The 22445-nt window shown below is 72.3% G+C and carries 18 protein-coding genes; 15 read left to right on the forward strand and 3 right to left on the reverse strand.

Features of this window, described 5'->3' with window-relative positions; translation table 11 throughout:
* Positions 1-145: 145 nt before the first annotated feature.
* Both malQ and ACZ4Z3_RS01655 read right to left on the reverse strand, forming a co-directional pair.
* Positions 146-2311, reverse strand: a complete 2166-nt coding sequence (malQ, locus tag ACZ4Z3_RS01650; protein ID WP_468499148.1) for a 4-alpha-glucanotransferase — start codon at positions 2309-2311, stop codon at positions 146-148.
* Positions 2312-2551, reverse strand: coding sequence for a hypothetical protein (locus ACZ4Z3_RS01655; protein ID WP_468499149.1), 240 nt, complete (start codon positions 2549-2551; stop codon positions 2312-2314).
* 187 nt (positions 2552-2738) lie between these two features.
* Here ACZ4Z3_RS01655 and ACZ4Z3_RS01660 point away from each other — a divergent pair, with 187 nt between their 5' ends.
* The 3 genes from ACZ4Z3_RS01660 to ACZ4Z3_RS01670 are packed head-to-tail and all read left to right on the forward strand — an operon-like array spanning position 2739 to position 5340.
* Entirely contained in the window at positions 2739-3272 is a 534-nt protein-coding gene (locus ACZ4Z3_RS01660) for a PadR family transcriptional regulator (RefSeq protein WP_468499150.1), read from the forward strand.
* On the forward strand, positions 3269-3982 hold the full coding sequence (locus ACZ4Z3_RS01665; protein ID WP_468499151.1) for an ABC transporter ATP-binding protein: 714 nt from the start codon (positions 3269-3271) through the stop codon (positions 3980-3982). Before ACZ4Z3_RS01660 ends, ACZ4Z3_RS01665 begins: the two co-directional genes overlap by 4 nt.
* Entirely contained in the window at positions 3979-5340 is a 1362-nt protein-coding gene (locus ACZ4Z3_RS01670) for an ABC transporter permease (RefSeq protein WP_468499152.1), read from the forward strand. Before ACZ4Z3_RS01665 ends, ACZ4Z3_RS01670 begins: the two co-directional genes overlap by 4 nt.
* 133 nt (positions 5341-5473) lie before the next feature.
* On the opposite strand, the gene ACZ4Z3_RS01675 is transcribed toward ACZ4Z3_RS01670, so the two are convergent.
* Complete coding sequence (locus tag ACZ4Z3_RS01675; RefSeq protein ID WP_468499153.1) at positions 5474-6577, reverse strand: mechanosensitive ion channel family protein; 1104 nt, start codon at positions 6575-6577, stop codon at positions 5474-5476.
* A gap of 315 nt (positions 6578-6892) precedes the next feature.
* Here ACZ4Z3_RS01675 and ACZ4Z3_RS01680 point away from each other — a divergent pair, with 315 nt between their 5' ends.
* The 12 genes from ACZ4Z3_RS01680 to ACZ4Z3_RS01735 all read left to right on the forward strand — a co-directional run bounded on the left by ACZ4Z3_RS01680 (position 6893) and on the right by ACZ4Z3_RS01735 (position 22442).
* Positions 6893-7429: an HNH endonuclease gene (locus tag ACZ4Z3_RS01680; protein WP_055538384.1), complete on the forward strand. Its 537-nt coding sequence runs from the start codon at positions 6893-6895 to the stop codon at positions 7427-7429.
* 240 nt (positions 7430-7669) lie between these two features.
* Positions 7670-8506 carry a hypothetical protein gene (locus ACZ4Z3_RS01685; protein WP_468499154.1) on the forward strand — a complete coding sequence of 279 codons (837 nt, stop codon included), beginning with the start codon at positions 7670-7672 and terminating at the stop codon, positions 8504-8506.
* Between the two features lie 170 nt (positions 8507-8676).
* Positions 8677-9906, forward strand: coding sequence for an ROK family transcriptional regulator (locus ACZ4Z3_RS01690; protein WP_468499155.1), 1230 nt, complete (start codon positions 8677-8679; stop codon positions 9904-9906).
* A gap of 184 nt (positions 9907-10090) precedes the next feature.
* Positions 10091-11428, forward strand: coding sequence for an ABC transporter substrate-binding protein (locus ACZ4Z3_RS01695; protein WP_468499156.1), 1338 nt, complete (start codon positions 10091-10093; stop codon positions 11426-11428).
* A 6-nt stretch (positions 11429-11434) separates the two neighbouring features.
* On the forward strand, positions 11435-12376 hold the full coding sequence (locus tag ACZ4Z3_RS01700; protein WP_468499157.1) for a carbohydrate ABC transporter permease: 942 nt from the start codon (positions 11435-11437) through the stop codon (positions 12374-12376).
* Positions 12376-13284, forward strand: a complete 909-nt coding sequence (locus ACZ4Z3_RS01705) for a carbohydrate ABC transporter permease (protein WP_468499158.1) — start codon at positions 12376-12378, stop codon at positions 13282-13284. Before ACZ4Z3_RS01700 ends, ACZ4Z3_RS01705 begins: the two co-directional genes overlap by 1 nt.
* Positions 13285-13291: 7 nt before the next feature.
* The gene (locus ACZ4Z3_RS01710; RefSeq protein WP_468499159.1) at positions 13292-14557 is read left to right on the forward strand and encodes a 6-phospho-beta-glucosidase; all 1266 of its coding nucleotides are present in this window, start codon (positions 13292-13294) and stop codon (positions 14555-14557) included.
* Between the two features lie 86 nt (positions 14558-14643).
* Positions 14644-15600, forward strand: a complete 957-nt coding sequence (locus ACZ4Z3_RS01715; protein ID WP_468499518.1) for an N-acetylglucosamine kinase — start codon at positions 14644-14646, stop codon at positions 15598-15600.
* A gap of 263 nt (positions 15601-15863) precedes the next feature.
* The gene (locus tag ACZ4Z3_RS01720) at positions 15864-17345 is read left to right on the forward strand and encodes a hypothetical protein (RefSeq protein WP_468499160.1); all 1482 of its coding nucleotides are present in this window, start codon (positions 15864-15866) and stop codon (positions 17343-17345) included.
* A gap of 35 nt (positions 17346-17380) precedes the next feature.
* Positions 17381-18421, forward strand: coding sequence for a glutamate ABC transporter substrate-binding protein (locus ACZ4Z3_RS01725; RefSeq protein WP_468499161.1), 1041 nt, complete (start codon positions 17381-17383; stop codon positions 18419-18421).
* Positions 18422-18462: 41 nt separating this feature from the next.
* Positions 18463-19788, forward strand: a complete 1326-nt coding sequence (locus ACZ4Z3_RS01730; RefSeq protein WP_468499162.1) for a hypothetical protein — start codon at positions 18463-18465, stop codon at positions 19786-19788.
* The gene (locus ACZ4Z3_RS01735) at positions 19782-22442 is read left to right on the forward strand and encodes a serine/threonine-protein kinase (RefSeq protein WP_468499519.1); all 2661 of its coding nucleotides are present in this window, start codon (positions 19782-19784) and stop codon (positions 22440-22442) included. Before ACZ4Z3_RS01730 ends, ACZ4Z3_RS01735 begins: the two co-directional genes overlap by 7 nt.
* Positions 22443-22445 lie beyond the last annotated feature (3 nt).

The following is a 22445-nucleotide window of genomic DNA, read 5'->3' on the forward strand; positions in this document are numbered from 1 at the left end:
GGCGGAGGAGTGCGCGGGCGGGGGTGGGGTGGGGCGCGTCGGCGGGTGCGGGTGGGCGGGGGCTGGTCGCGCAGTTCCCCGCGCGGGGAAGTGCGCGAGAAACCACAACGGACCCGCGCCCGCCCAGACCACACGTACCCCCGAGCTACCGGGCGCCCCCACCCTCTCCCCGCAACACCTCCACCAGCGCCCGCAGCCGGGGGGACGCCGCCAGGTCCTCCAGGGTCACCGGCCGGCCCGCCGCGTCAGCGATCGGCAGGCGCCAGTTCGGATACTGGTCCCACGTGCCGGGCAGGTTCTGCGGCCGGCGGTCCCCCACCGCGTCGGGGAGCCAGAGGCCGATCATCCGGGCCGGGGTCCGCAGCAGGAACCGGTGGACGGCCTGGATCTCGGCCTCCTCGGAGACCACCGACAGACCCCCGCTCGCCCCGTTCAGCAGGCCCAGTCTCCGCAGGACCGCCAGCCACTCGCTCGCGTCGGCGGCGGCCTCGGCCCGCTCCTCGGCCAGGGGCCGGGTCAGCAGGCCGAGCCGGTGGCGGAGGTCGACGTGGTCCCCGGTGAGCCGGGACGCGGTCGGCGGGAGGTCGTGCGTGGTGGCCGTGGCCAGGCAGTTCGCCCGCCACCGCTCGGGCGGCAGCGGACGTCCGCCGCCCTCCCAGTCCCGCTCGAACCACAGCACGGACGTGCCCAGCACGCCCCGCTCGTCGAGCGCCTCCCGTACGCCCGGCTCGACGGTGCCGAGGTCCTCGCCGATCACCAGCGCCCCGGCGCGGGCCGCCTCCAGGACGAGGATCGCGAGCATGGCGTCGGCGTCGTAGCGGACGTACGTGCCCTCCGTCGGCGGCCTGCCCTGCGGGACCCACCACAGGCGGAACAGACCCATGACGTGGTCGATGCGCAGGGCGCCCGCGTGGCGCAGGAGGGCGCGCAGGAGGCGGCGGTAGGGGGCGTAGCCGGACTCCGCGAGACGATCGGGGCGCCAGGGCGGCAGACCCCAGTCCTGGCCGCGGGAGTTGAACGCGTCGGGGGGCGCGCCGATGGACATGCCGGCCGCGACGTACCGCTGCTGGGCCCAGGCGTCGGCCCCGCCGGGATGGACGCCGACGGCGAGGTCGTGCACGAGGCCGATGGGCATGCCGGCATCGCGCGCCGAGCGCTGGGCGGTGCCGAGCTGGGCGTCGGTGAGCCAGGCGAGCCGGGTGTGGAAGTCGACGCGGTCCATCAGCTCGGCGCGGGCCCGGGCGGTCTCGGCGGAGCGCGGGTCGCGCAGGCCCGCGGGCCACCGGTGCCAGTCGGAGCCGTACACCTCCGCGAGGGCGCACCACGTGGCGTGGTCCTCCAGTGCCTCGCCCTCCTCGGCGAGGAAGTCCCAGTAGGCGGCCAGTCGGCCGGGGCCGAGCGGGACGGCGCGCACCCGTTCCAGGGCCTGCCGTTTGAGTTCCCACACGGCGTCGCGGTCGATCAGCTCGCCCTTGTCGAGCACGGACTCGCGCAGCCGTGCGGCGCGTTCCGGGAGGGTGCGCAGGACGTCGCCGTCGTCGTCGGCGAGGGCGTAGGGGTACTCGGGGATGTCCTCGACGCGCAGATGGACCGGGTCGGGGTAGCGGCGCGAGGAGGGGCGGTACGGGGAGGGGTCGGTGGGGGCGCCGGGTACGGCCGCGTGCAGCGGGTTGACCTGGACGAATCCGGCGCCGAGGGCGCGGCCGGCCCAGGCGGTCAGCTCCGCGAGGTCGCCGAGGTCGCCCATGCCCCAGCTGCGCCGGGAGAGCAGGGAGTAGAGCTGGACCAGGAGGCCGTGGGTGCGGCCGGGCGGGGCGGGGAGGCGGGGCGGGGCGACGACGAGGTGGGCGTCGGCGGTGCGGCCGTCCGGGGTGGTGGCGCCGAGGGTGTGCACCCCGGCCGGCAGGTCCTGGACGGCGGTGCGCAGGCCGTCCCGGTCGGTGTCGAGGGTCTCGCCCTGCTCGGTCCGCACGCGCAGCCGGGTGCCGTCCGGGAGGGCGGTCAGGGCGGCCGGTGGCTCGCCGCCGGCCCAGTGCACCAGCGTCGGCGGCAGCAGGCGGGCGGCCAGCCGCTCCTCGCGTGCCGCGAGGGCCGCGTCGACGGCCTGGGGTGTGCCGGCGTCCACATCGAGCGCCGCGAGGGCGGCGACGACCGCGCCGTCCGTGGCGGCGACCGTGCGGTCCGGTGAGGGGCGGTAGGAGGTGGCGACCCCGTAGGAGGCGGCGAGCCGCGCCAGCGGGGTCGTCCCCGACGGCTCCGCGAGGGCGTCGGACGCTGGTGGTTCTCCCGGGTCGGCCGGGCGTGGTGGCATCTAGACCCCCGATGCGGCGCCGCTGGACGTTGGTTCGCTGGTGAGGGGTGCCGCGTCCGCGAGGGGCGGCTCGCTGGTGAGGGGTGCCGCGTCCGGGAGCGGCGGCTCGCTGGTCAGCGGCGCCTCGGCGCAGGGGCCCTCCGCGCTGAACACGCAGACATGGGGTTCGACGAGCCGGTGAGGCTCGCCGAACACGCGTTTGGATCGGGTCTGGGTCGGAAGATGTACCGGTGCGGCCACGGGGGCCTCCTTGTCGTCGTACGACGGTGGATGTGCGGGTCCGGGGTACTCCAGCCCTACCCCGTGGACGCCGTCGCAGACGTGGCGGGGCGGACATCGTGGCCCGGGTCACGCCGGATTGACTGGACGGCGGATTCCCGCGACCCACTATGCACTCAGTACATGTACTCAGTGCATACTGATCTCCATGAGCACCCGTCACATCCTGTTGGGGCTGCTCGCCAGGGGGCCGAGCCATGGCTACGACCTCAAGCGACGGCACGACGAACGCTTCCCGCAGGCCCGCCCGCTGGCCTACGGCCAGGTCTACACGACCCTCCAGCGGCTGGTCCGCGACGGACTCGCCGAGGTCGACACCACCGAGGCGGACAGCGGCCCGGAGCGGACCGTGTACCGCTCGACGGAGGAGGGGGCGCGCGAGCTGGCCGAGTGGGCCGGCGGGATCGCGCCGCCCGCGCCGTTCGTGACGAACGAGATCTTCGCCAAGCTCGTCGTGTCGATCCTCGCCGACGGCGACCCGGCCGCCTACCTCCGGGCGCAGCGCACCGCCCACATGGACCGGATGCGGGAGCTGACGGCCCTGAAGACCGCGCCGGGTGCCGACCTGTCGACCGTGCTCTCGGCGGACTACGCCCTCAACCACCTCGACGCCGACCTCCGCTGGATGAACACCACGGCGGCCCGGCTGACCCATCTGACCGCGGAGGTCGACCCAGCATGACCGAGAACCACCCGGCCGCCGTGCCGCTCCTGGCGGCCCGCGGCCTCGTCAAGGCGCACGGCAGGACGCGGGCGCTGCGGGGCGCCTCACTGGAGCTGCGGGAGGGCGAGATCCTCGCCGTCACCGGGGCCAGCGGCAGCGGCAAGTCCACGTTGCTGCACTGCCTGGCCGGTATAGCGCGGCCGGACGAGGGATCGGTGACGTACACCGGCGAGCGGCTGGACCAGCTGCCTGAGAAGCGGCTCAGCGAGCTGCGCCGGACCGACTTCGGGGTCGTCTTCCAGTTCGGGCAGCTGATCCCGGAGCTGACCGCCGTCGACAACGTGGCGCTGCCGCTGCTGCTGGCCGGTACCGGCCGCGGCGAGGCGCGGGCGCGGGCCGGTGAGTGGCTGGAGCGGTTCGGTGTCCGCGGCCAGGAGGAGCAGCGGCCCGGCGAGCTGAGCGGGGGCCAGGCCCAGCGGGTGTCGCTGGCGCGGGCCCTGGTGACGGGGCCGAGGGTGGTGTTCGCGGACGAGCCGACCGGGGCGCTGGACTCGCTGGCGAGCGAGCAGGTGATGGCGGCGCTGGTGCACACGGCCCGGGAGTCCGGTACGTCGGTGCTGCTGATCACGCATGACGCGCAGACCGCGGCGTACGCGGACCGCGAGGTCACGCTGGAGGACGGCGTCGTGGTCTCCGGGGCCGAGGCGCCGCTGGGGGTGTCGCGTTGAAGTCCCTCGCGAACGACGTCCGCCTCGCCTACCTGCTGACGCGGGGCTCGGACCGCCGGGAGTGGTGGCGGGTCACGCTGACCGCCCTGGGCGCCGCGCTGGCGACGGGTTTCGGGCTGGCGGCGACCGTGCTGGCCTCGCTCCAGGGCCGCTACCGGCTTCCGGTGGGCGACGGCCTGCTGGACAACCCCGGCGAGCGTTCCGGGGTGATCCTCACCCTGCTGCTCCTGCTGGTGCCGGTACTGGGCTTCCTCGGCCAGTGCGCCCGTGTGGGCGCCGTGCACCGTGACCGGCGGCTGGCCGGGCTGCGGCTGGCCGGGGCGCCGGTGGGGCAGGTGCGCCGGATCGCGGCGCTGGAGACCGGGATCGCGTGCCTGATCGGCTCGCTGGTCGTCACCGTCTTCTTCGTGCTGTTCCTGCTGCGTGAGTGGCACAGCCCGTCCGCTCTCGCCTGGGCGGGGATCGCCCTGGTGTCGCTGGGGGTGCCCGCCCTGGGGGCGCTGGTGAGCGCGCTGGCGCTGCGCCGTGTGGTGGCCTCGCCGCTGGGCTGGGTCCGGCGGGTGGGGCCGAGCACGGGCCGCGGCCCGCAGTGGGTGTTCCTCGGGGCGATGGCGCTGCTGGTGCTCGTGGCGCTCGCCGCCGTCGCCGCCACGAACATGAACATGCCCGACCACACGTTCAGCCCCGCGCCGCTCACGGTGTGCGGGGCACTGCTCGCGGTGGGCGCGGGCGCCGTGCTGTTCTCGGGCGGCGTCTCGAGGCTCACCGGCAGGCTGCTCTCCGGCCGCACGGGAGACCCGGCGGCCCTGATCGCCGCCGAGCGGCTCCGCCAGGACCCGTGGGCGGCGGCCCGCACCCACGCGGCCGTCCTGATGGGGACCGTGGCCGGCAGCGGGTTCCTCGGGGTGCGGGCGGTACTGGTGGCGACGATGGCCGAGCCCGTCCACCTGGCGCGGCCGGACGGCTTCTACCTCGCCGGCCTGAACCTCACCGCCGCCGCGATCCTCGTCGGCTTCGTCATCACCCTCTTCGCGCTGGCCGTCGGCACCGCCGAGTCGCTCGCCACCCGACGCCGGGGACTCGCCGCGCAGGTCGCGGCAGGGGTGCCGTACGAGGTGCTGCGGCGCGCGCTGCTCCTGGAGACGGCGCTGCCGCTGCTGCCGTCGTTGCTGGTGGCCGGGGCCGGCGGCACGGGCATCGCCTTCACCTACGCCATGGTCCTGGGCGGCGGCTCGGTCCTGCCGTTCGAGGCGCTGCTGGTCCCCGTGGTGGTGTTCGGCGCCTGTGTGCTGGCGGCGGCCACGTCGCTGCCGCTGCTGCGCCGGTCGGTGCGGCCGGCCGAGCTGCGGTACGCGTAGCGCAGGGCGTTCCGGGGGTACGGAGGTACTCCCGGGTCGCGGAACGACCGTGGGGGCGCCCGGAGAGATCCGAGCGCCCCCACGGTCGTGTGCGAGCGGGCGCGTGCCGCGCGGCGGCGGCGCACCGCGCGCCCTACTTCGTCGGCACGCCCGACGGCGTGATCGGCGTGGCCCGCTCCGACTGCGGGGAAGTCGAGTTGGCGTACACCGACGGGGGCGAGACGGCGGCCGCGGGATCGTCGGCCGGGCCGTCGGGCTGCGCGGGTATGCCGCCGACGATGCGGATGTCGGCGGCGTCGAAGGCCTTCTTGATGCGCCAGCGCAGCTCGCGCTCGATGGTGAGGGCCTTGCCGGGCATGGTCTTGGCGGAGACGCGGACGACCATCGACTCCAGCAGGACGTCGTCCAGGCCCAGCACCTCGATCGGGCCCCACAGCAGCTCGTTCCAGGGCTCTTCCTTGCTCATGGTCTCGCCGACCTCCATGAGCGTGCGGCGGACCCTGTCGAGGTCCTCGTCGGCACGGACGGTGACGTCGACCCCGGCGGTGGCCCAGCCCTGGGAGAGGTTGCCGATGCGCTTGACCTCGCCGTTGCGGACGTACCAGATCTCGCCCTGGTCGCCGCGGAGCTTGGTGACGCGCAGGCCGACCTCGATGACCTCGCCGGAGGCGACGCCCGCGTCGACGGTGTCACCGACGCCGTACTGGTCCTCCAGGATCATGAAGACTCCGGAGAGGAAGTCCGTGACCAGGTTCCGGGCGCCGAAACCGATCGCGACGCCCGCGACACCGGCGGAGGCCAGCAGCGGGGCGAGGTTGATCTCGAACGTGGCGAGGACCATCAGGGCGGCCGTGCCCAGGATCAGGAAGGACGCCACGGAGCGCAGGACCGAGCCGATGGCCTGGGAGCGCTGGCGGCGGCGCTCGACGTTGACCAGCAGCCCGCCGAGGGTGGAGCCCTCGGTGGCCGGCACGGAGCGGTTCATCCGGTCGATGAGCTTGGTGATCGCCCGTCGGACCACCACTCTCAGCACCGCCGCGATCAGCACGATCAGCAGCACGCGCAGACCGATGGCCAGCCATGTGGACCAGTTCTCCTCCACCCAGCTGGCGGCGTTGGTCGCGCTCTCCTGAGCGTCCTCCAGGGTGGGCACCGCGGGTGTCGTCGGCGTCTCCGAGGGCGACGGCGACGGCGACGCGGCGGCCAGTAGGAGGGGCAGGGACGAAACGGGCGACACGGCGGGTACCTCCAGGTGCGTTATCCGCCCCCCGGTACGGCGGTCAAGATCGATCAGGTCACGGAAAGGTCACCGGAGGGGCAGACCCACCACACTAACGGGGCATTGTGTGGAGGTCGTAGCGATGTTCGAGGGAGACAGGGCGCTCACCAGGGAGTGAAGGGCGCACGCAGCGGGGGATGAATCAAGGTGTGGTCGAAAACACTCCCAGCCCGTTACCGGGACATGGTGGCGCTTCCACCAGGCCTGAGGGGAGACTGACTACGGATCGTCCACGGCGCGAGCCACGCGCCGCCGGCGTACAAGGAGGCATCCGTGCCGCATGTCCTGGTCCTCAACGCGTCGTACGAGCCGCTCGGCGTCGTACCGCTCCGCCGCGCGCTCGTCCTCGTCCTGGAGAACAAGGCCGTCTCCCTGGAGGAATCCGGCGCCTTCATGCACAGCGCGACCGTCACAGTCCCCGCACCCAGCGTGGTCCGGCTCAAGCGATTCGTCCGGGTTCCCTATCGGGGGCCCGTTCCTCTGACCCGTCGGGCGCTGTTCGCGCGTGACGGGGGCCGGTGCATGTACTGCGGTGGCGTCGCAACCAGCGTCGACCACGTCATCCCGCGCAGCCGCGGGGGCAAGCACGTCTGGGACAACGTCGTCGCGTCCTGCCGTCGTTGCAATCACGTCAAGGCCGACCGTCATCTCGTCGAGATCGGCTGGCGGCTGCGCCACAAACCCGCTCCGCCCACCGGTCTGGCCTGGCGCATCATCGGGACCGGCCATAGGGACCCGCGCTGGCTGCCCTACCTCCAGCCGTACGGCGCGGACGACGCTCTGGCCCGGATCGACGGCATCTCCGCCTGACGGTCCGGGCCTTCGCATCGCCGGACGCCCCCGCCGGACAGCCGGCCGAGGGGCGTCCGGCACATGGCCGCCCGGACGCCTCATCCGGAACACTCACTCCCACCTGACCAGGCGTTTTGGCGCCGTTTTCACAGCTGCCCCGTATTCCCCGCACATCGGTGATCGTTTAGTGTCACCCCAACAGCGGGCCCTTGTTCTGGAGCGCAATGCCCGGGGGCCCGTTTCGAATGTGGGGAATTCATGCGAAAGCTCGCCATAGGTGCCGTCGTCGCCGGCTCCCTGGCTCTCACCGGCCTCGCCGCGCCCTCCGCGCTGGCGGACTCGCCGAACCTGAGCTTCGGCGCCGTCACGGTGAACAACGGCAAGCCCATCGTGGTCGGTGCCGAGGACGCGGTGACCGTCCCGGTCACCTACAGCGTCACCCGCCCGTCGGATTTCGTCATCGACTACGAGACGGACTTCCTCGGCATCGCCCTGTACCGGGGCCGGCTCGCGAGCCCCGCGAACGGCCTGGACGGCTCCACGAAGCGGCCCGCCTGCACCACCACGGCGGCGACGGACACCACGGTGACGCAGTCCTGCACGACGAAGATCACCGTCGACCCGCGCGAGAACCTGATGGGCGCCGCGGACGCCACCACCTGGAACGTCGCCGCCGTCTACGGCCACATGACCGTCGACGAGGACGACTCCGACGACCACATCAGCTTCGAGAACGGCTTCGACATCTGGGGCAACCTCGGCACCGCCACGCTCAAGCGCGCCGCGAAGCTCACCGTGAACGCAGCCCCGGAACCGGTCGTCAAGGGCAGGACCCTGACCGTCAAGGGCGCGCTGACCCGCGCGAACTGGGAGACCCGCGGCTACACCGGCTACAAGGACCAGAAGGTGACGCTCCAGTTCAAGGCGGCCGGCACCACGTCCTACACCGACGTGAAGACGGTGACCTCCGGCACCGGCGGCGCCCTGTCCACCACGGTGAAGGCCTCCAAGGACGGCTCGTACCGCTACGCGTTCGCGGGTACGTCGACGACCGCGGCCAAGACGTCCTCCGGCGACTTCGTCGACGTCAGGTGACGCCTCACGTCAGGTAACGCCCCTCCCGCACCGCGGGCCCCGCCCCCAGGTAACGACTCCGTTGCCCGGGGGCTTTTTCGTCCGACCCGTATTGACTCCCCCCTGGTCTAGTCCTATCTTCCTGACATCCGATAGGAAACCTTCCTAATAGTTCGGCGGTGACGCTCCCCATGGCTGGAACCCCTCGCGTACTGCGCGCCATGAACGACCGCGCCGCGCTCGACCTGCTGCTGGAGCACGGGCCGCTGTCGCGGACCCGGATAGGGAAGCTGACCGGGCTGTCGAAGCCGACCGCCTCGCAGCTCCTCGCCCGGCTGGAGGCCGCCGGGCTCGTCATCGCCACCGGCACCGGCACCGACGGTCCCGGCGACAGCGGCTCCGGCGCGGGCCGGCCCGGACCCAACGCCCAGCTGTACGGGGTCAACCCGACCGCCGCGTACGCCGCCGGCCTCGACGTCACCCCCGAGCGCGTTCTCGCCGCCGTCGCCGACATCACCGGCCGCACGGTCGGCGAGCACGCCGTCCCCACCCCCGGACGGCGCCCCGCCGAGCCCGTCGCACGCCAGGTCGCCGCCGCGCTCGACGGGGCGGTCAAGGCCGCCGGGCTCGTACGGTCCGACGTCCGCCGGCTGGTCATCGGCACGCCCGGCGCTTTCGACCCCACCACGGGCCGGCTGCGCTACGCCTCGCACCTGCCCGGCTGGCACTCCGCCGCGCTGCTCGACGACATCGCCGCCGCGCTGCCGATGCCGGTCGAATACGAGAACGACGTGAACCTCGTCGCCCTCGCCGAACAGCGGCTGGGCGCGGCCAAGGGCCACGACGACTTCGTCCTGCTGTGGAACGAGGGCGGCATCGGCGCCGCGGTCGTCCTCGGCGGGCGGCTGCACCGGGGCTTCACCGGGGGCGCCGGGGAGGTCGGCTTCCTGCCCGTCCCCGGTGTGCCGCTGGTCCGTCATGTCACCAAGGCGAACAGCGGGGGCTTCCAGGAGCTCGCCGGTTCGCAGGTCATCCCCCGGCTCGCCCGGGAGCTGGGCATCACCCCGGTACCGGACGGGCCTTACGCGGAGGTCGCGGCGGAGCTGGTGGGGCGGGCCGCCGATGTGAACTCCGGTCCGCACCGGCGCCTCCTGGCGACGTACGCCACGAGCGTCGCGACCGGGCTGGCCTCGCTGGTGTCCGTCCTCGATCCCGAGCTGATCGTGCTGAGCGGCTCGGCGCTCACCTCGGGCGGTGAGCCGTTGCGGGCCCTCGTCCAGGCCGAGCTGGGAGAACTCGCCGCGTCCCGGCCCCGGCTCGTCCTCGGTGACGTGCTCGAAGGCCCCGTGCTGCGGGGCGCGTTGGAGAGCGCGCTCGCCACCACGCGCGACGAGGTCTTCGACACGTTGACGCTCCGCTGATTCCGCCGGCCCCGAGCCCGCCCGACAGCCGCGGGCGGGCTCCGAGGCCGCCGGACAACCGCCGGCCTACTGCGAGGCCGCTCGACAACTGATGGCTCCTCGCCGCCGGTTCGCGCCCACGCGGCGGAGCCGCGCCCCCCTTTCACCCTTCCCCTCGCCCACTCCTTCCTCAGGAGGCCCCTCCATGTCCGGAATACACAAGAACGCGGCGATCGCTCTCGCCGCCACCGCCTCCCTCGCCCTGCTCGCCACCGCGTGCACCGGGCAGTCCTCGGCCGGTGCGAACGACGACCCCGACGCCAGGACGACCATCACCTTCTGGCACGGCTGGAGCGCGCCCGCCGAGGTCGAGGCGATCCAGGAGAACGTGGACCGGTTCGAGAAGGCGCACCCGAACATCACCGTGAAGGTCGTCGGGAACATCAACGACGACAAGCTCAACCAGGCGCTGCGGGCGGGCGGTTCGAAGGGGCCCGACGTGGTGTCGTCGTTCACCACGTCCAACGTCGGCAAGTTCTGTTCGTCCGGCGCGTTCCTCGACCTGAAGCCGTTCATCGAGAAGTCGAAGCTCGACCTCGACAAGATCATCCCGAAGCCGATGCTGGACTACACGCAGTTCGAGGGCACCCGCTGCGCCCTGCCGCTGCTCGGTGACGCGTACGGCCTGTACTACAACAAGGACGCGTTCGAGAAGGCGGGCATCAAGTCCCCGCCGAAGACGTGGTCGGAGTTCGCGAAGGACGCGAAGAAGCTGACGAAGCCCAAGGGCGACGGCTACGCCCAACTCGGCTTCATGCCGAACTACCACGGCTACGAGACGGTCGTGGACCACTACATGTCCCAGTGGGACCACGCGTACTTCGACGCGGACGGCAGGTCGAACATCGCCAAGGACCCGGCGTTCGCGGAGATGTTCAGGTTCCAGAAGGGCCTCGTGGACTCCCTCGGCGGCTTCCAGAAGCTGGAGAGGTACCGGAACACCTTCGGCGACGAGTGGGGCGCCAAGCACCCCTTCCAGACCGGTCAGGTGGCCATGCAGCTGGACGGCGAGTGGCGGCTCGGGATGGCCGAGGCGGCCGGTGTGGACTTCGAGATCGGCACCGCGCCCCTGCCCGTCGCGGACGACGAGGTCGACGAGTACGGCAAGGGCTTCCTCTCCGGCACGATCATCGGCATCGCCCCGCAGAGCCGGAAGCAGAACGCGGCCTGGGAGCTGGTGAAGTACCTGACGACGGACACCGAGGCCGTGGTCTCCTTCGCCAACGCCATCCACAACGTGCCGTCCACCTTCGCGGCGCTGAAGTCGCCCGAGCTGAAGGCGGACCCCGGCTTCAAGACGTTCCTGGACATCGCCCAGCACCCGGACTCCAACACGCCCCCGGCGTCCGTCAACGGCTCGACGTACCAGACGACGCTCCAGGACTTCGGCTACCAGTACGAGTCCGGCAAGGTGAAGAACCTCCAGGAGGGGCTGCAGAAGACCGCGAAGCAGATCGACACCGACATCGAGCAGGCGAAGTAGCCTCCGATGGCCACGCACACTCTCCGCGCGAAGCGCCGCAGGTCGGCGCTTCGGACGGTGGCCTTCCTGGCACCGTGGCTGATCGGGTTCGGCGTCTTCTTCGCCTATCCGCTGGTGTCCACCGTGTACTTCTCGTTCATGAAGTACGACGGCTTCGGGACGCCCGTCTTCCGCGGCACGGGCAACTGGGCCTACGTCTTCCAGGACTACCCGCTGTTCTGGCCGGCCCTGCGCAACACCCTCTGGCTGGTGCTGGTGATGGTGACGTGCCGGGTGGTGTTCGGCCTCGGCGTCGGCCTCCTCATCACGAAGATCAAGACCGGTACGGGTGTCTTCCGGACCCTGTTCTATCTGCCGTACCTCGCCCCGCCGGTCGCCGCGACGCTGGCCTTCGTCTTTCTGCTCAACCCGGGCACCGGGCCGGTCAACTCCCTCCTCGACGGCCTCGGGCTGCCGACCCCGGGCTGGTTCACCGACCCCGCCTGGTCCAAGCCGGCGCTCACCGCGCTCGCGCTGTGGGGGGTCGGCGACCTCATGGTCATCTTCATGGCCGCCCTGCTCGACGTGCCGAGGGAGCAGTACGAGGCCGCCGAACTGGACGGGACCTCGGCGTGGCAGCGGTTCCGGTACGTGACGCTGCCGAACATCTCGCCGATCGTGATGTTCGCCGTGGTCACGGGCGTCATCCAGACCATGCAGTACTACACGCAGCCGCTGGTGGCCGGGAAGGTGGCCTCCGGGATCATCGGCGGCTCGGGGCAGCAGTTCGAGCCGGGGTACCCGGACAAGTCGACGCTGACCCTGCCCCAGCTCGTCTACAACCTCGGTTTCCAGCGCTTCGACTACGGCGCCGCCTGCGTGGTCGCGCTCGTGCTGTTCGCGCTGTCCATGGCGTTCACCGCGCTGCTGATGCGGCGCAGGGGCGGACTGATCGGAGCGGCCGACTGATGTCCCAGGTACTCGACAAGCCCGTCCCCGTGGACGCCTCCACGGCACGCTCCGGCGGCTCCGGGAGCGAACGGGCGGCCCGCCGCCGGGCGGTCCTGGAGTGGATCGCCGTGCACGCGTTCGGCGTCGCCACCGCCCTCTTCTTCACCCTGCCCTTCGTGTTCGTCGTCCTGACCTCGCTGATGAGCGACCAGCAGGCCCTCACCCGCGATCTCGTCCCGGACACCTGGGAGTGGGGCAACTACCGGCAGGTCCTCGACACACCCGGCTTTCTGACCTGGTGGCGCAACACCCTGCTCTACGCGGGCCTCGGCACGGTCCTCACCGTCGTGTCGTCCGTCCCCGTGGCGTACGCGCTCGCCAAGTTCCGCTTCCGGGGCCGGAACCTGGCACTGATGCTGGTCATCTCGATGATGATGCTGCCGCCGCAGGTGGTCGTCATCCCGATGTACCTGTTCTGGGCCAAGCAGCTGGACCTGTCGGGCTCGCTCTGGCCGCTGATCGTCCCCATGGCGTTCGGCGACGCGTTCTCGATCTTCCTGCTGCGGCAGTTCCTGACGACGATCCCGAACGAGTACCTCGACGCGGCCCGGGTGGACGGCTGCGGCGAGCTGCGGACCCTGCTGCGGGTGGTCCTGCCCATGGCCAAGCCGGGCATCGCGGCCGTGGCCCTCTTCCAGTTCTTCTACGCCTGGAACGACTACTTCGGCCCGCAGATCTACGCCTCCGAGAACCCGGCCGCCTGGACCCTGTCCTACGGCCTGGAGTCCTTCAAGGGCGCGCACCACACCGACTGGAACCTGACCATGGCCGCGACCGTCCTGGTCATGGCCCCCGTGATCCTCGTCTTCTTCTTCGCCCAGAAGGCGTTCGTCGAGGGCGTCACCCTGACCGGAGTGAAGGGTTGATACGCATATGAAGCTCACCGTGGTCGGCGGAGGGTCGACCTACACACCCGAACTCGTGGACGGGTTCGCCCGGCTCCGCGACACCCTGCCGATCGAGGAGCTGGTGCTCGTCGACCCGGCCGAGGAGCGCCTGGAACTGGTGGGCGGCCTCGCCCGCCGCATCTTCGCCCGCCAGGGCCACGACGGCCGGATCGTGACCACCGCCGACCTGGACCGGGGGGCCGAGGGCGCCGACGCCGTGCTGCTCCAGCTGCGGGTCGGCGGGCAGGCCGCCCGGGAACAGGACGAGACCTGGCCGCTGGAGTGCGGCTGCGTCGGCCAGGAGACCACCGGCGCGGGCGGCCTGGCCAAGGCGCTGCGCACGGTCCCGGTCGTCCTGGACATCGCCGAACGGGTCCGCCAGGCCAACCCCGACGCCTGGATCATCGACTTCACCAACCCCGTGGGCATCGTGACCCGCGCGCTGCTGCGCGCCGGGCACCGGGCGGTCGGACTGTGCAATGTGGCCATCGGGCTCCAGCGGAAGTTCGCCGGGCACCTGGGCGTCTCCCCTGCCGACGTCCACCTGGACCATGTGGGCCTCAACCACCTGACCTGGGAGACCGGTGTACGGCTCGGCGGGCCCTCCGGCGAGGACGTCCTGCCGAAGCTGCTGACCGGCCACGGCGACACCATCGCCGCCGACCTGCGCCTCCCCCGCCCCCTCCTCGACCGCCTCGGCGTCGTCCCCTCCTACTACCTGCGCTATTACTACGCCCACGACGAGGTCGTGCGGGAACTCCGCACGAAGCCGTCGCGGGCCGCCGAGGTCGCCGCCATGGAGCGCCGGTTGCTGGACATGTACGCCGACCCGGCGCTCGACGAGAAGCCGGCGCTGCTCGCCAAGCGCGGCGGCGCGTACTACTCGGAGGCCGCGGTGGACCTGGCGGCGGGCCTGCTGGGCGGCAGCGGCAGCCCGTACCAGGTGGTGAACACGTACAACGCCGGGACGCTGCCCTTCCTCCCGGACGACGCGGTGATCGAGGTCCAGGCGGCCGTGGGGCCGAACGGTGTCACGCCGCTGCCCGTCCCGACCGTGGACCCGCTGTTCGCCGGTCTGATGGCGAACGTGACCGCGTACGAGGACCTGGCGCTCGACGCGGCCCTGCGCGGCGGCCGCGACCGCGTTTTCCGCGCCCTGCTGGCCCACCCGCTGATCGGCCAGTACGCCTATGCCGACACCCTCACCGACCAGCTGATCGCACACAACCGGGAGCACCTCACGTGGGCATGACCGACGGAGGAACGGGGGGCGGCGCGAGCCCCGTCGGCGGTGCCGCTGTCGCCCGGGGACGGGGGCGGGGGCGGGAGCGGGCCGCGGTGCTCGCCGTCGACGCCGGGAACAGCAAGACCGATGTCGCGGTGATCGGGGCCGACGGTGAGGTACTGGGGGCGGCTCGCGGGGGCGGGTTCCAGCCGCCGACCGAGGGGGTGACCGCGGCCGTGGACGCCCTCGCGGAGGTGGTGCGGGAGGCGTTCGCCGGGGCCGGGGTCACGACGGTCGACCATGTGTCGGCCTGTCTCGCCAACGCGGACTTCCCCGTCGAGGAGGAGCGCTTGGCGGCCGCGCTGCACACGCGCGCGTGGGGCGCGTCCGTGGAGGTCCGCAACGACACGTTCGCGATCCTGCGGGCCGGCGTGGCCGAACCACGCGGCGTGGCCGTGGTGTGCGGCGCCGGCATCAACTGCGTCGGCATGCGCCCCGACGGCCGCACCGCCCGCTTCCCCGCCCTCGGCCGCATCTCCGGTGACTGGGGCGGCGGTTGGGGCCTCGCCGAGGAGGCGATGTGGCACGCGGCCCGCGCGGAGGACGGCCGGGGCGGCCCGACCGCGCTGGCCCGCACCCTGCCGGCGCACTTCGGCCTGGACTCCGTGCACGCCCTGATCGAGGCCCTCCACCTGGGGCGGATCCCGCAGCACCGCCGTCATGAACTGACGCCGGTCCTCTTCGCCACGGCGACGGCCGGCGACCCGGTCGCCGGTTCCCTGGTCGACCGGCTGGCCGAGGAGGTGGTGTCGATGGCCACGGTGGCGCTGACCCGGCTGGACCTGCTGAGCGAGGAGACCCCCGTCCTCCTCGGCGGCGGCGTCCTCGCCGCCCGCCATCCCCGCCTCGACAGCCGCGTCCGGGACCTGCTCTCCGCCTCCGCGCCCAAGGCGGTCCCCCACGTGGTCACGGCCGCCCCCGTGCTGGGCGCCGCGCTGCTGGGCCTGGACCGGCTGGGCGCGGCCGAAGAGGTGCACGCGCGCGTGCGGGCCCGTTTCGAAGCCCCTTGAGTCACTCCCGCACCCCCTCCTCGAACACGTGCGACGTGCGAGGGAACCGAACCCACCCGGCAGGCGTATTCATGGGCAGGGGGTGGTGCGGGAAGCCTTCCGTCACGCAGGATTTCGCCCCGCGCAGCATCCAAGACACGATCGGGGAACAAGATCGAGTCAAGGCCTGTGCGGATGTCAGTCCCGGCGGCGATACTTGCGGCCGTGCACCTCTGCCCGTGTACCGGGCGGACGTGACGGACGGATGACCAGGGGGAGGTCAGGTGACATACACGCCGAAGGGCAGCGCGCCACCGCCGGCACCGCCCGCGGGCCCGGGCGCGAGCCCCTCTGTGCCGCCCCAGGCCACGCCCGCCTCCAGGTCCCCCCTGCCGTCCCCCGCCCCGGACGGCGACCCGCCCCGCCGCACCGCGTTCGCCGAGGGGCTCGACCAACTGCGCGCCGCCGCGACGACCGAGCCCGGCCGGCTGCGCATCATCGGTGCCGTGCTCGCCCTGCTCGTCGTCGCCTTCGGCTCGGTGACCGCCTGGCAGATGAACGACCGAGCGACGGCCGGCGACGACGTCCTGACGAGCAGCCAGCCCCTCAGCTCCGCCGCGGCCGGTGTCTACAGCTCCCTCGCCGACGCCAACACGGCGGCCTCCAGCGGCTTCCTCGCGGGCGGTCAGGAGACACCGGAGTCCCGCACGAGATACGAGCGCGAGATCGGTGAGGCCGCCGACGGCCTGGCCACCGCCGCCGCTGCCTCGGAACCCGGCTCCCAGTCCTGGAAGCGCGTCGCCGAACTCAACGCCCTGCTGCCGAAGTACAAGGGCCTGATCGAGCGGGCCCGCGCCAACAACCGGCTGGGCTACCCGCTGGGCGGCGCGTATCTGCGGTACGCCAACAGCATCATGCAGGACCAGATGCTGCCGAAGGCCCAGAAGATCTACGACAACGAGAACCGGCGGCTGCGCGACGACTACTCCGACGCGACGTCCTACCCGTGGGCCGCGATCGCCCTCGGTGTCGTCGCCCTCGGCGCCCTCGTCTGGGCGCAGCGCCGCAACTACCTGCACACCAACCGGGTGTTGAACCACGGCCTGGTCGCGGCGACGGCCGCCTCCACGGTCGTCCTGCTGTGGCTGGTCGCCGGCCACACCCTCGCCCGCTCCGGTCTGAACGACTCCTACGACCACGGCGTCCGGTCCCTGACCGTGCTGAACGACGCCCGTATCGCCTCCCTGAAGGCCCGTGGCAACGAGAACCTGACGCTGATCAGCCGGGGCGCGGAGACCCTGGAGATCAAGAAGGACGTCTCCGTCGACAAGTTCGACCACCGGTTCGGCCAGGACATGAAGGCGCTCGCCTCGCAGCTGGCCACCGCCGGGAAGCTCGCCGACGACGACAAGGGCGCACAGCCCGTGAAGGCCGCCCTCGCCAACATGGAGGTGTGGCAGGACCGGCACCGCAGCGCCCGTACGGCCGACGAGGAGGGCAAGTACCAGTGCGCCCTCGACCAGGTGATCGGCGGCAGGGCGACATCGGACTGCCGGGCGGGCGACAAGCCGACGGGCGAGTGCTTCGACAAGGTCGACGAGAACCTGAACACGGCGCTCGGGCATGAGAAGAGGGAGTTCGAGCAGGCTGCCAGGGGAGGTCTGGACGCGATGACCGGGCTGCCCGTCGGCGCCGCCGTGCTGGCCGTGCTCGCCGCGGCGGGCGCGGTGCTGGGCATCGGGCGCAGGCTCTCGGAGTACCGATGAGGCCGGCGGGAGGCGACACGGTGGAAGGAGGGGCGATGGAAGCGGTACGACGCCTGCGGGCAGGCCTCAGGGGCTGGGGCGGCGTGGGCGCGATGGCGGTCGTCTGCGCCCTGACCGTGATCTTCGCCCTGGTGCTGCCGCTCAGCGGGACTCGCGGCGGCGGCCCGGCCGGCACCAGCGGCCAAGGCGTCGCCCACGGCGAACAGGCCCGGGCGGACGACGACTGCACGATCAAGAACGACCCGCAGAACCGCAGCCTGAGGCCCTCGTCGAACGAGTCCGGTACCACGATCAAGAAGATCAAGGACAACGGCTTCATCACCGTCGGCGTCGACCAGAACAGCTACCGCTGGGGCTACCGCGACCCCAACAACACCGACGGCAAGGCGGAGTTGGAGGGCTTCGACATCGACATCGCGCGCCGCATCGCCGAGGAGATCCTCGACGACCCGACGAAGGTGCGCTTCCGTGCGATCCCCACCAACCAGCGCGTCAAGGCGATCCAGGACGGACAGGTCGACATGGTGGTCCGCACCATGACGATCAGCTGCAAGCGGATGGACGAGGTCGCCTTCTCCCAGCCGTACTTCAAGACCGGCCAGCAGGTCCTGGCCCCCAAGGCCTCGACCATCAAGGGCTACGACAAGACGCTGGCGGGCAAGAAGATCTGCTCGGCCAGCGGTTCCACCGCCCGGGACACCCTGGAGGCCGACCAGAAGTCGGGCAAGCTCGTCGCCTCCGCCGACATCACCTCCGTCAATCCGCCCAACCAACTCGACTGCCTGGTGCGGCTCCAGCTCGGCGAGGTCGACGCGGTGGTCACCGACGGGGCGCTCGCCGCGAGCCAGGCGGCGCAGGACCCCACGGTCAAGCTGGTGGGCGCGCCGTTCACCACCGAGTACTACGGCGTGGCGATGAATCGCGATGCGGAAGATCTGGTACGCCGGGTCAACCAGGTCCTTGAGGACTACCTCAAGGACGGCTGGCAGAAGTCGTACGACGACTGGCTGTCCGCGACCCTCGGGAACGACTCCGCCGGGTCCCGACCGCCGACCGACCAGAAGTACCGGGACTGACAAGGCAAGTTGACCGACACCGACAGAGCGAGAGGTGATCGATGGGCGTCGCGGGATCCACCGGGCCGGTGATGGACCGGGACGAGGTGGACCGTGCGCTGGCGCGGCTCGGCGCGGAGCACGAGGCCATCGAGACCTCCCTGCTCGCCCTGCAGGACCACGCGGGCCGCAGACTGCTGGAAGGCGCCGAGCTGACCGGTGTCACCAAGGAGCGCTGGGAGTCCACGGAGGCGTCGATCACCCTGCTGTGGGCCTACTTCGACGCCTACTCGGACGCGCTGCGCAGCGCCCGTGAGATCCGTTCGCGCCGCCGCTGGTCCAGCCGTGAGGACCTGGTGGAGCTGACCGAACTGCTGCGGGGCGAAGCCGTGACCGTCGCGGGCTCCGCCACGGCCATGGCGAACGCGCCGACGCTCCAGGGCGCCGGCCGGCTCAGCGAGCAGTTCTCCCTGTCCACGCTGGTGGACCGGATGAACGACCTGTACGCGGCGTCGCTGGACATGGTCGTCGCCGCCGACGCGGTGTGGTCCGCACTGCCCGCCCGGATCGATTTACTGGCCGCCGAGCTCCAGCGCACCCGCCAGCTCGCGCACTCCGTGGGCGTACGCCCCGGGGAGCACCCGGCGGGCGACGACCTGGAGCGGATCACCCGCACCCTGACCAGGCTCCGTGAGGAGGTCATCTCCGACCCGCTCGCCTACTGGGTGCCCGCACCGGGCAGTTCGGCCCCCGGCGGTGGCCGCCCCGACATCTCGACGTACGACCGTGAGGCGCGTGCCCTGGACGACGTGCGGCGGGAGATCGAGGCCGTGCTGACGGTCCGCCAGGACGCGGAGGCCCGGCTGGTGAAGCTGCGGGACGTCCTGAGCCGCGCGGACCGTACGCTCGCCGAGGCGCGCAGCGCCCGCGGTGAGGTGCTGGCGAAGATCGCCGCGACCGAGGTGCCGGTGGTGAGCGGTCCGCCGACCGTGCTCCAGGAGCAGTTGGCGCTGGCGGCCGAGTACCGCAGACACGGGCAGTGGCACCGGCTGTCCCCGCTCCTGGAGTCCCTGGAGCAGAAGGCGGACGACGAACTGCTGCGGGCCCGCGAGTCGTTGACCGCGGTGACCGCGCCGCTGGCGGTCCGCGCCGAACTGCGCGGCCGGCTCGACGCGTACAAGGCGAAGGTCGCCCGGCACGGCCTGGCGGAGGACTCGCTGCTGGTGGAGCGGTACGACGTGGCGCGCCGCATGCTGTGGAGCGCGCCCTGCGATCTGCGCGTCGCCGAGCAGGCGGTACTGCGCTATCAGCACGCGGTGGCGGAGCTGCTGGGCACGCCCGTGCCCGGCCGGCAGGAGCCGCAGGACCGTGGAGGGGAGCAATCGTGAGTCAGCCGGACGGAGAGGGCCAGCAGCAGTCGTGCCAGCGGCCCGGTTGCTCGGGGTCGTACGAGGACGTGGGCGGCGGTGAGCTGTACTGCGACACCTGCGGTCTGGCACCGGTCGTCTCGGCCGGCGGCATGGTGTCGTCCCCGCCGACCGGCATCACCGGGGGGCGGGGCTCGCGCGGCTCGGGTTCCAGTTCGCGGTCCTCGCGGTCGTCCGCGCGCTCCTCGCAGTCGCGGCGGTCGGTCTCCGGCCGCCTCTCGCGTGCCCTGTCGGGCACGTCGACGGGCCGCTCGGTGTCGGTGCGCAGCTCCGGGAAGACCGCGAGTTCCTCGGGGCGGGCCCGGCTCGGCGTCGGTCTCGTGCAGGTGCCGGAGGTGCCGCGCCCGGACCCCCGCTCGATGGTCCTGGAGACCGCCGAGGTGCCCGAGCGCAAGCGGTTCTGCTCGCGCTCGGACTGCGGGGCGCCGGTGGGGCGGGCGCGCGGTGACCGGCCGGGGCGCACGGAGGGCTTCTGCACCAAGTGCGGCCACCCGTACTCGTTCGTGCCGAAGCTGCACGCCGGTGACATCGTGCGCGGCCAGTACGAGGTCGTGGGGTGTCTCGCGCACGGCGGTCTGGGCTGGATCTATCTGGCCATAGACCGGGCGGTGTCGGACCGCTGGGTCGTGCTGAAGGGCCTCCTCGACACCGGGGACCAGGACGCGATGGCCGCCGCGATCTCCGAGCGCCGCTTCCTCGCCGAGATCGAGCACTCCAACATCGTCCGCATCTACAACTTCGTCGAACACCTCGACCAGCGCACGGGTTCGCTGGACGGGTACATCGTGATGGAGTACGTCGGCGGGAAGTCGCTGAAGGAGATCGCCAACGGCCGCCGCACCCCGGACGGCCGCCGCGATCCCCTGCCGGTCGAGCAGGCCTGCGCGTACGGCATCGAGGCGCTGGAGGCCCTCGGGCACCTCCACAGCCGCAACCTGCTGTACTGCGACTTCAAGGTCGACAACGCGATCCAGACCGAGGACCAGCTGAAGCTGATCGACATGGGCGCGGTGCGCAGGATGGACGACGACGAGTCGGCCATCTACGGCACGGTCGGCTACCAGGCGCCGGAGGTCGCCGACGTCGGCCCGTCCGTCGCGTCCGACCTGTACACGGTCGCCCGGACGCTCGCGGTGCTGACCTTCGACTTCCAGGGCTACACGAACGTCTTCGTGGACTCCCTGCCCGACCCGGACAACATCGAGGTCTTCCGCCGGTACGAGTCCTTCTACCGGCTTCTGGTGCGGGCCACCGACCCCGACCCGGCCCGCCGGTTCGCCTCCGCGCAGGAGATGTCGGAGCAGCTCACGGGTGTGCTCCGGGAGGTCGTGTCCCTCCAGACGGGCCGCGCCCGCCCGGCGCTGTCGACGCTCTTCGGCCCCGAGGTGAAGGTCACGGACACGGAGTTGTTCGCGGAGCTGGACGGGGACGTCTCCCGCCTCGGCACCCGCCCGGTGCCGTCGGGGAGGGGCCCCTGGACGCGCAGGACGCCCGCCGGGAACGGAGGCTCGGCCTCCGGTTCCGGCGGATCGGGCCCTGGCGTCGGAGGGTCGGGCCCTGGCGTCGGAGGGTCGGTCCCGGGCGTCGGAGGGTCGGGTCCCGGTGCGTCCGCGCTGCTCACCGGCGGTGCGGATCCCTCCGCCCCCGTACGGCTCACCAAGCCCCTGGACGCCCCCGCCGCGGCGCTCGCGCTGCCCGTGCCGCGCGTGGACCCGGGGGACCCGAACGCCGGGTTCCTGGCCGGTCTCATCGCCTCCGCGCCCACCGAGCTGATCACGGCGCTGCACGCGGCGCCCACCGGCTCCCTGGAACTGCGGCTGCGCGAGCTGCGGGCCCGCCTGGAGATGGGCGAGTTCACCATCGCCCTGGCCACGCTGGACGCCCTGGAGCGGGACCACCCGGACGACTGGCGGGTGGTCTGGTACCGGGGCGTGGCCGCGCTCGCCACCGGCGACCACGAGAACGCCGCGCTGTCCTTCGACGCGATCTACGACGCCTTCCCGGGCGAGCCGGCCCCCAAGCTGGCCCTGGGTCTGTGCGCCGAGGTCCTCGGGCAGCTCGACAACGCCGCCGAGTACTACCGGCTGGTGTGGACGACCGACCCCAGCTTCGTCAGCGCCGCGTTCGGGCTCGCCCGGGTGCGGCTGACCGCCGGGGACCGGCAGAACGCGGTGCTCGTGCTGGAGTCCGTGCCGGAGGCGTCCATCCACTACACCGCCGCCCGGGTCGCCGCCGTCCGGGCGCGGTTGAGACACCGTACGGAGACGACGCTCGCGTCCGGGGCCGCCCCGGACGCGCCGTTCCTGGACGACCTGACCGCCGCCGCGGGTCAGGTCGAGGCGCTCGGCGGGTACGGTCTGGACGCGGTGCGCCGCGAGCAGTTGTCCACAGAGGTCCTCGGCAGCGCCCTGGACTGGGTACTCTCCGGTAGCCAGGGGGCCGTGGCCCCGGCCGGCGGCGAACGGATGCTGCTCGGCAGCGCCTTGGACGAGCGTGGCCTCCGCTTCGGACTGGAGCGGGCGTACCGCACGCTGGCCCGGCTCGCGCAAGGCGGCGAGGAGAGGATCGACCTGGTGGAACGTGCCAACCGTTACCGCCCCCGGACGTGGGTGTAGTTC

This window comes from Streptomyces sp. NPDC030296 (genome assembly GCF_055572815.1).

Bases quoted from the DNA above. Each gene is read 5' to 3' on its own strand.
- malQ (WP_468499148.1), bottom strand. From the start codon at position 2,311: ATGCCACCACGCCCGGCCGACCCGGGAGAACCACCAGCGTCCGACGCC.
- ACZ4Z3_RS01660 (WP_468499150.1), top strand. From the start codon at position 2,739: ATGAGCACCCGTCACATCCTGTTGGGGCTGCTCGCCAGGGGGCCGAGC.
- ACZ4Z3_RS01665 (WP_468499151.1), top strand. From the start codon at position 3,269: ATGACCGAGAACCACCCGGCCGCCGTGCCGCTCCTGGCGGCCCGCGGC.
- ACZ4Z3_RS01685 (WP_468499154.1), top strand. From the start codon at position 7,670: ATGCGAAAGCTCGCCATAGGTGCCGTCGTCGCCGGCTCCCTGGCTCTC.
- ACZ4Z3_RS01690 (WP_468499155.1), top strand. From the start codon at position 8,677: ATGGCTGGAACCCCTCGCGTACTGCGCGCCATGAACGACCGCGCCGCG.
- ACZ4Z3_RS01695 (WP_468499156.1), top strand. From the start codon at position 10,091: ATGTCCGGAATACACAAGAACGCGGCGATCGCTCTCGCCGCCACCGCC.
- ACZ4Z3_RS01700 (WP_468499157.1), top strand. From the start codon at position 11,435: ATGGCCACGCACACTCTCCGCGCGAAGCGCCGCAGGTCGGCGCTTCGG.
- ACZ4Z3_RS01705 (WP_468499158.1), top strand. From the start codon at position 12,376: ATGTCCCAGGTACTCGACAAGCCCGTCCCCGTGGACGCCTCCACGGCA.
- ACZ4Z3_RS01710 (WP_468499159.1), top strand. From the start codon at position 13,292: ATGAAGCTCACCGTGGTCGGCGGAGGGTCGACCTACACACCCGAACTC.
- ACZ4Z3_RS01725 (WP_468499161.1), top strand. From the start codon at position 17,381: ATGGAAGCGGTACGACGCCTGCGGGCAGGCCTCAGGGGCTGGGGCGGC.
- ACZ4Z3_RS01730 (WP_468499162.1), top strand. From the start codon at position 18,463: ATGGGCGTCGCGGGATCCACCGGGCCGGTGATGGACCGGGACGAGGTG.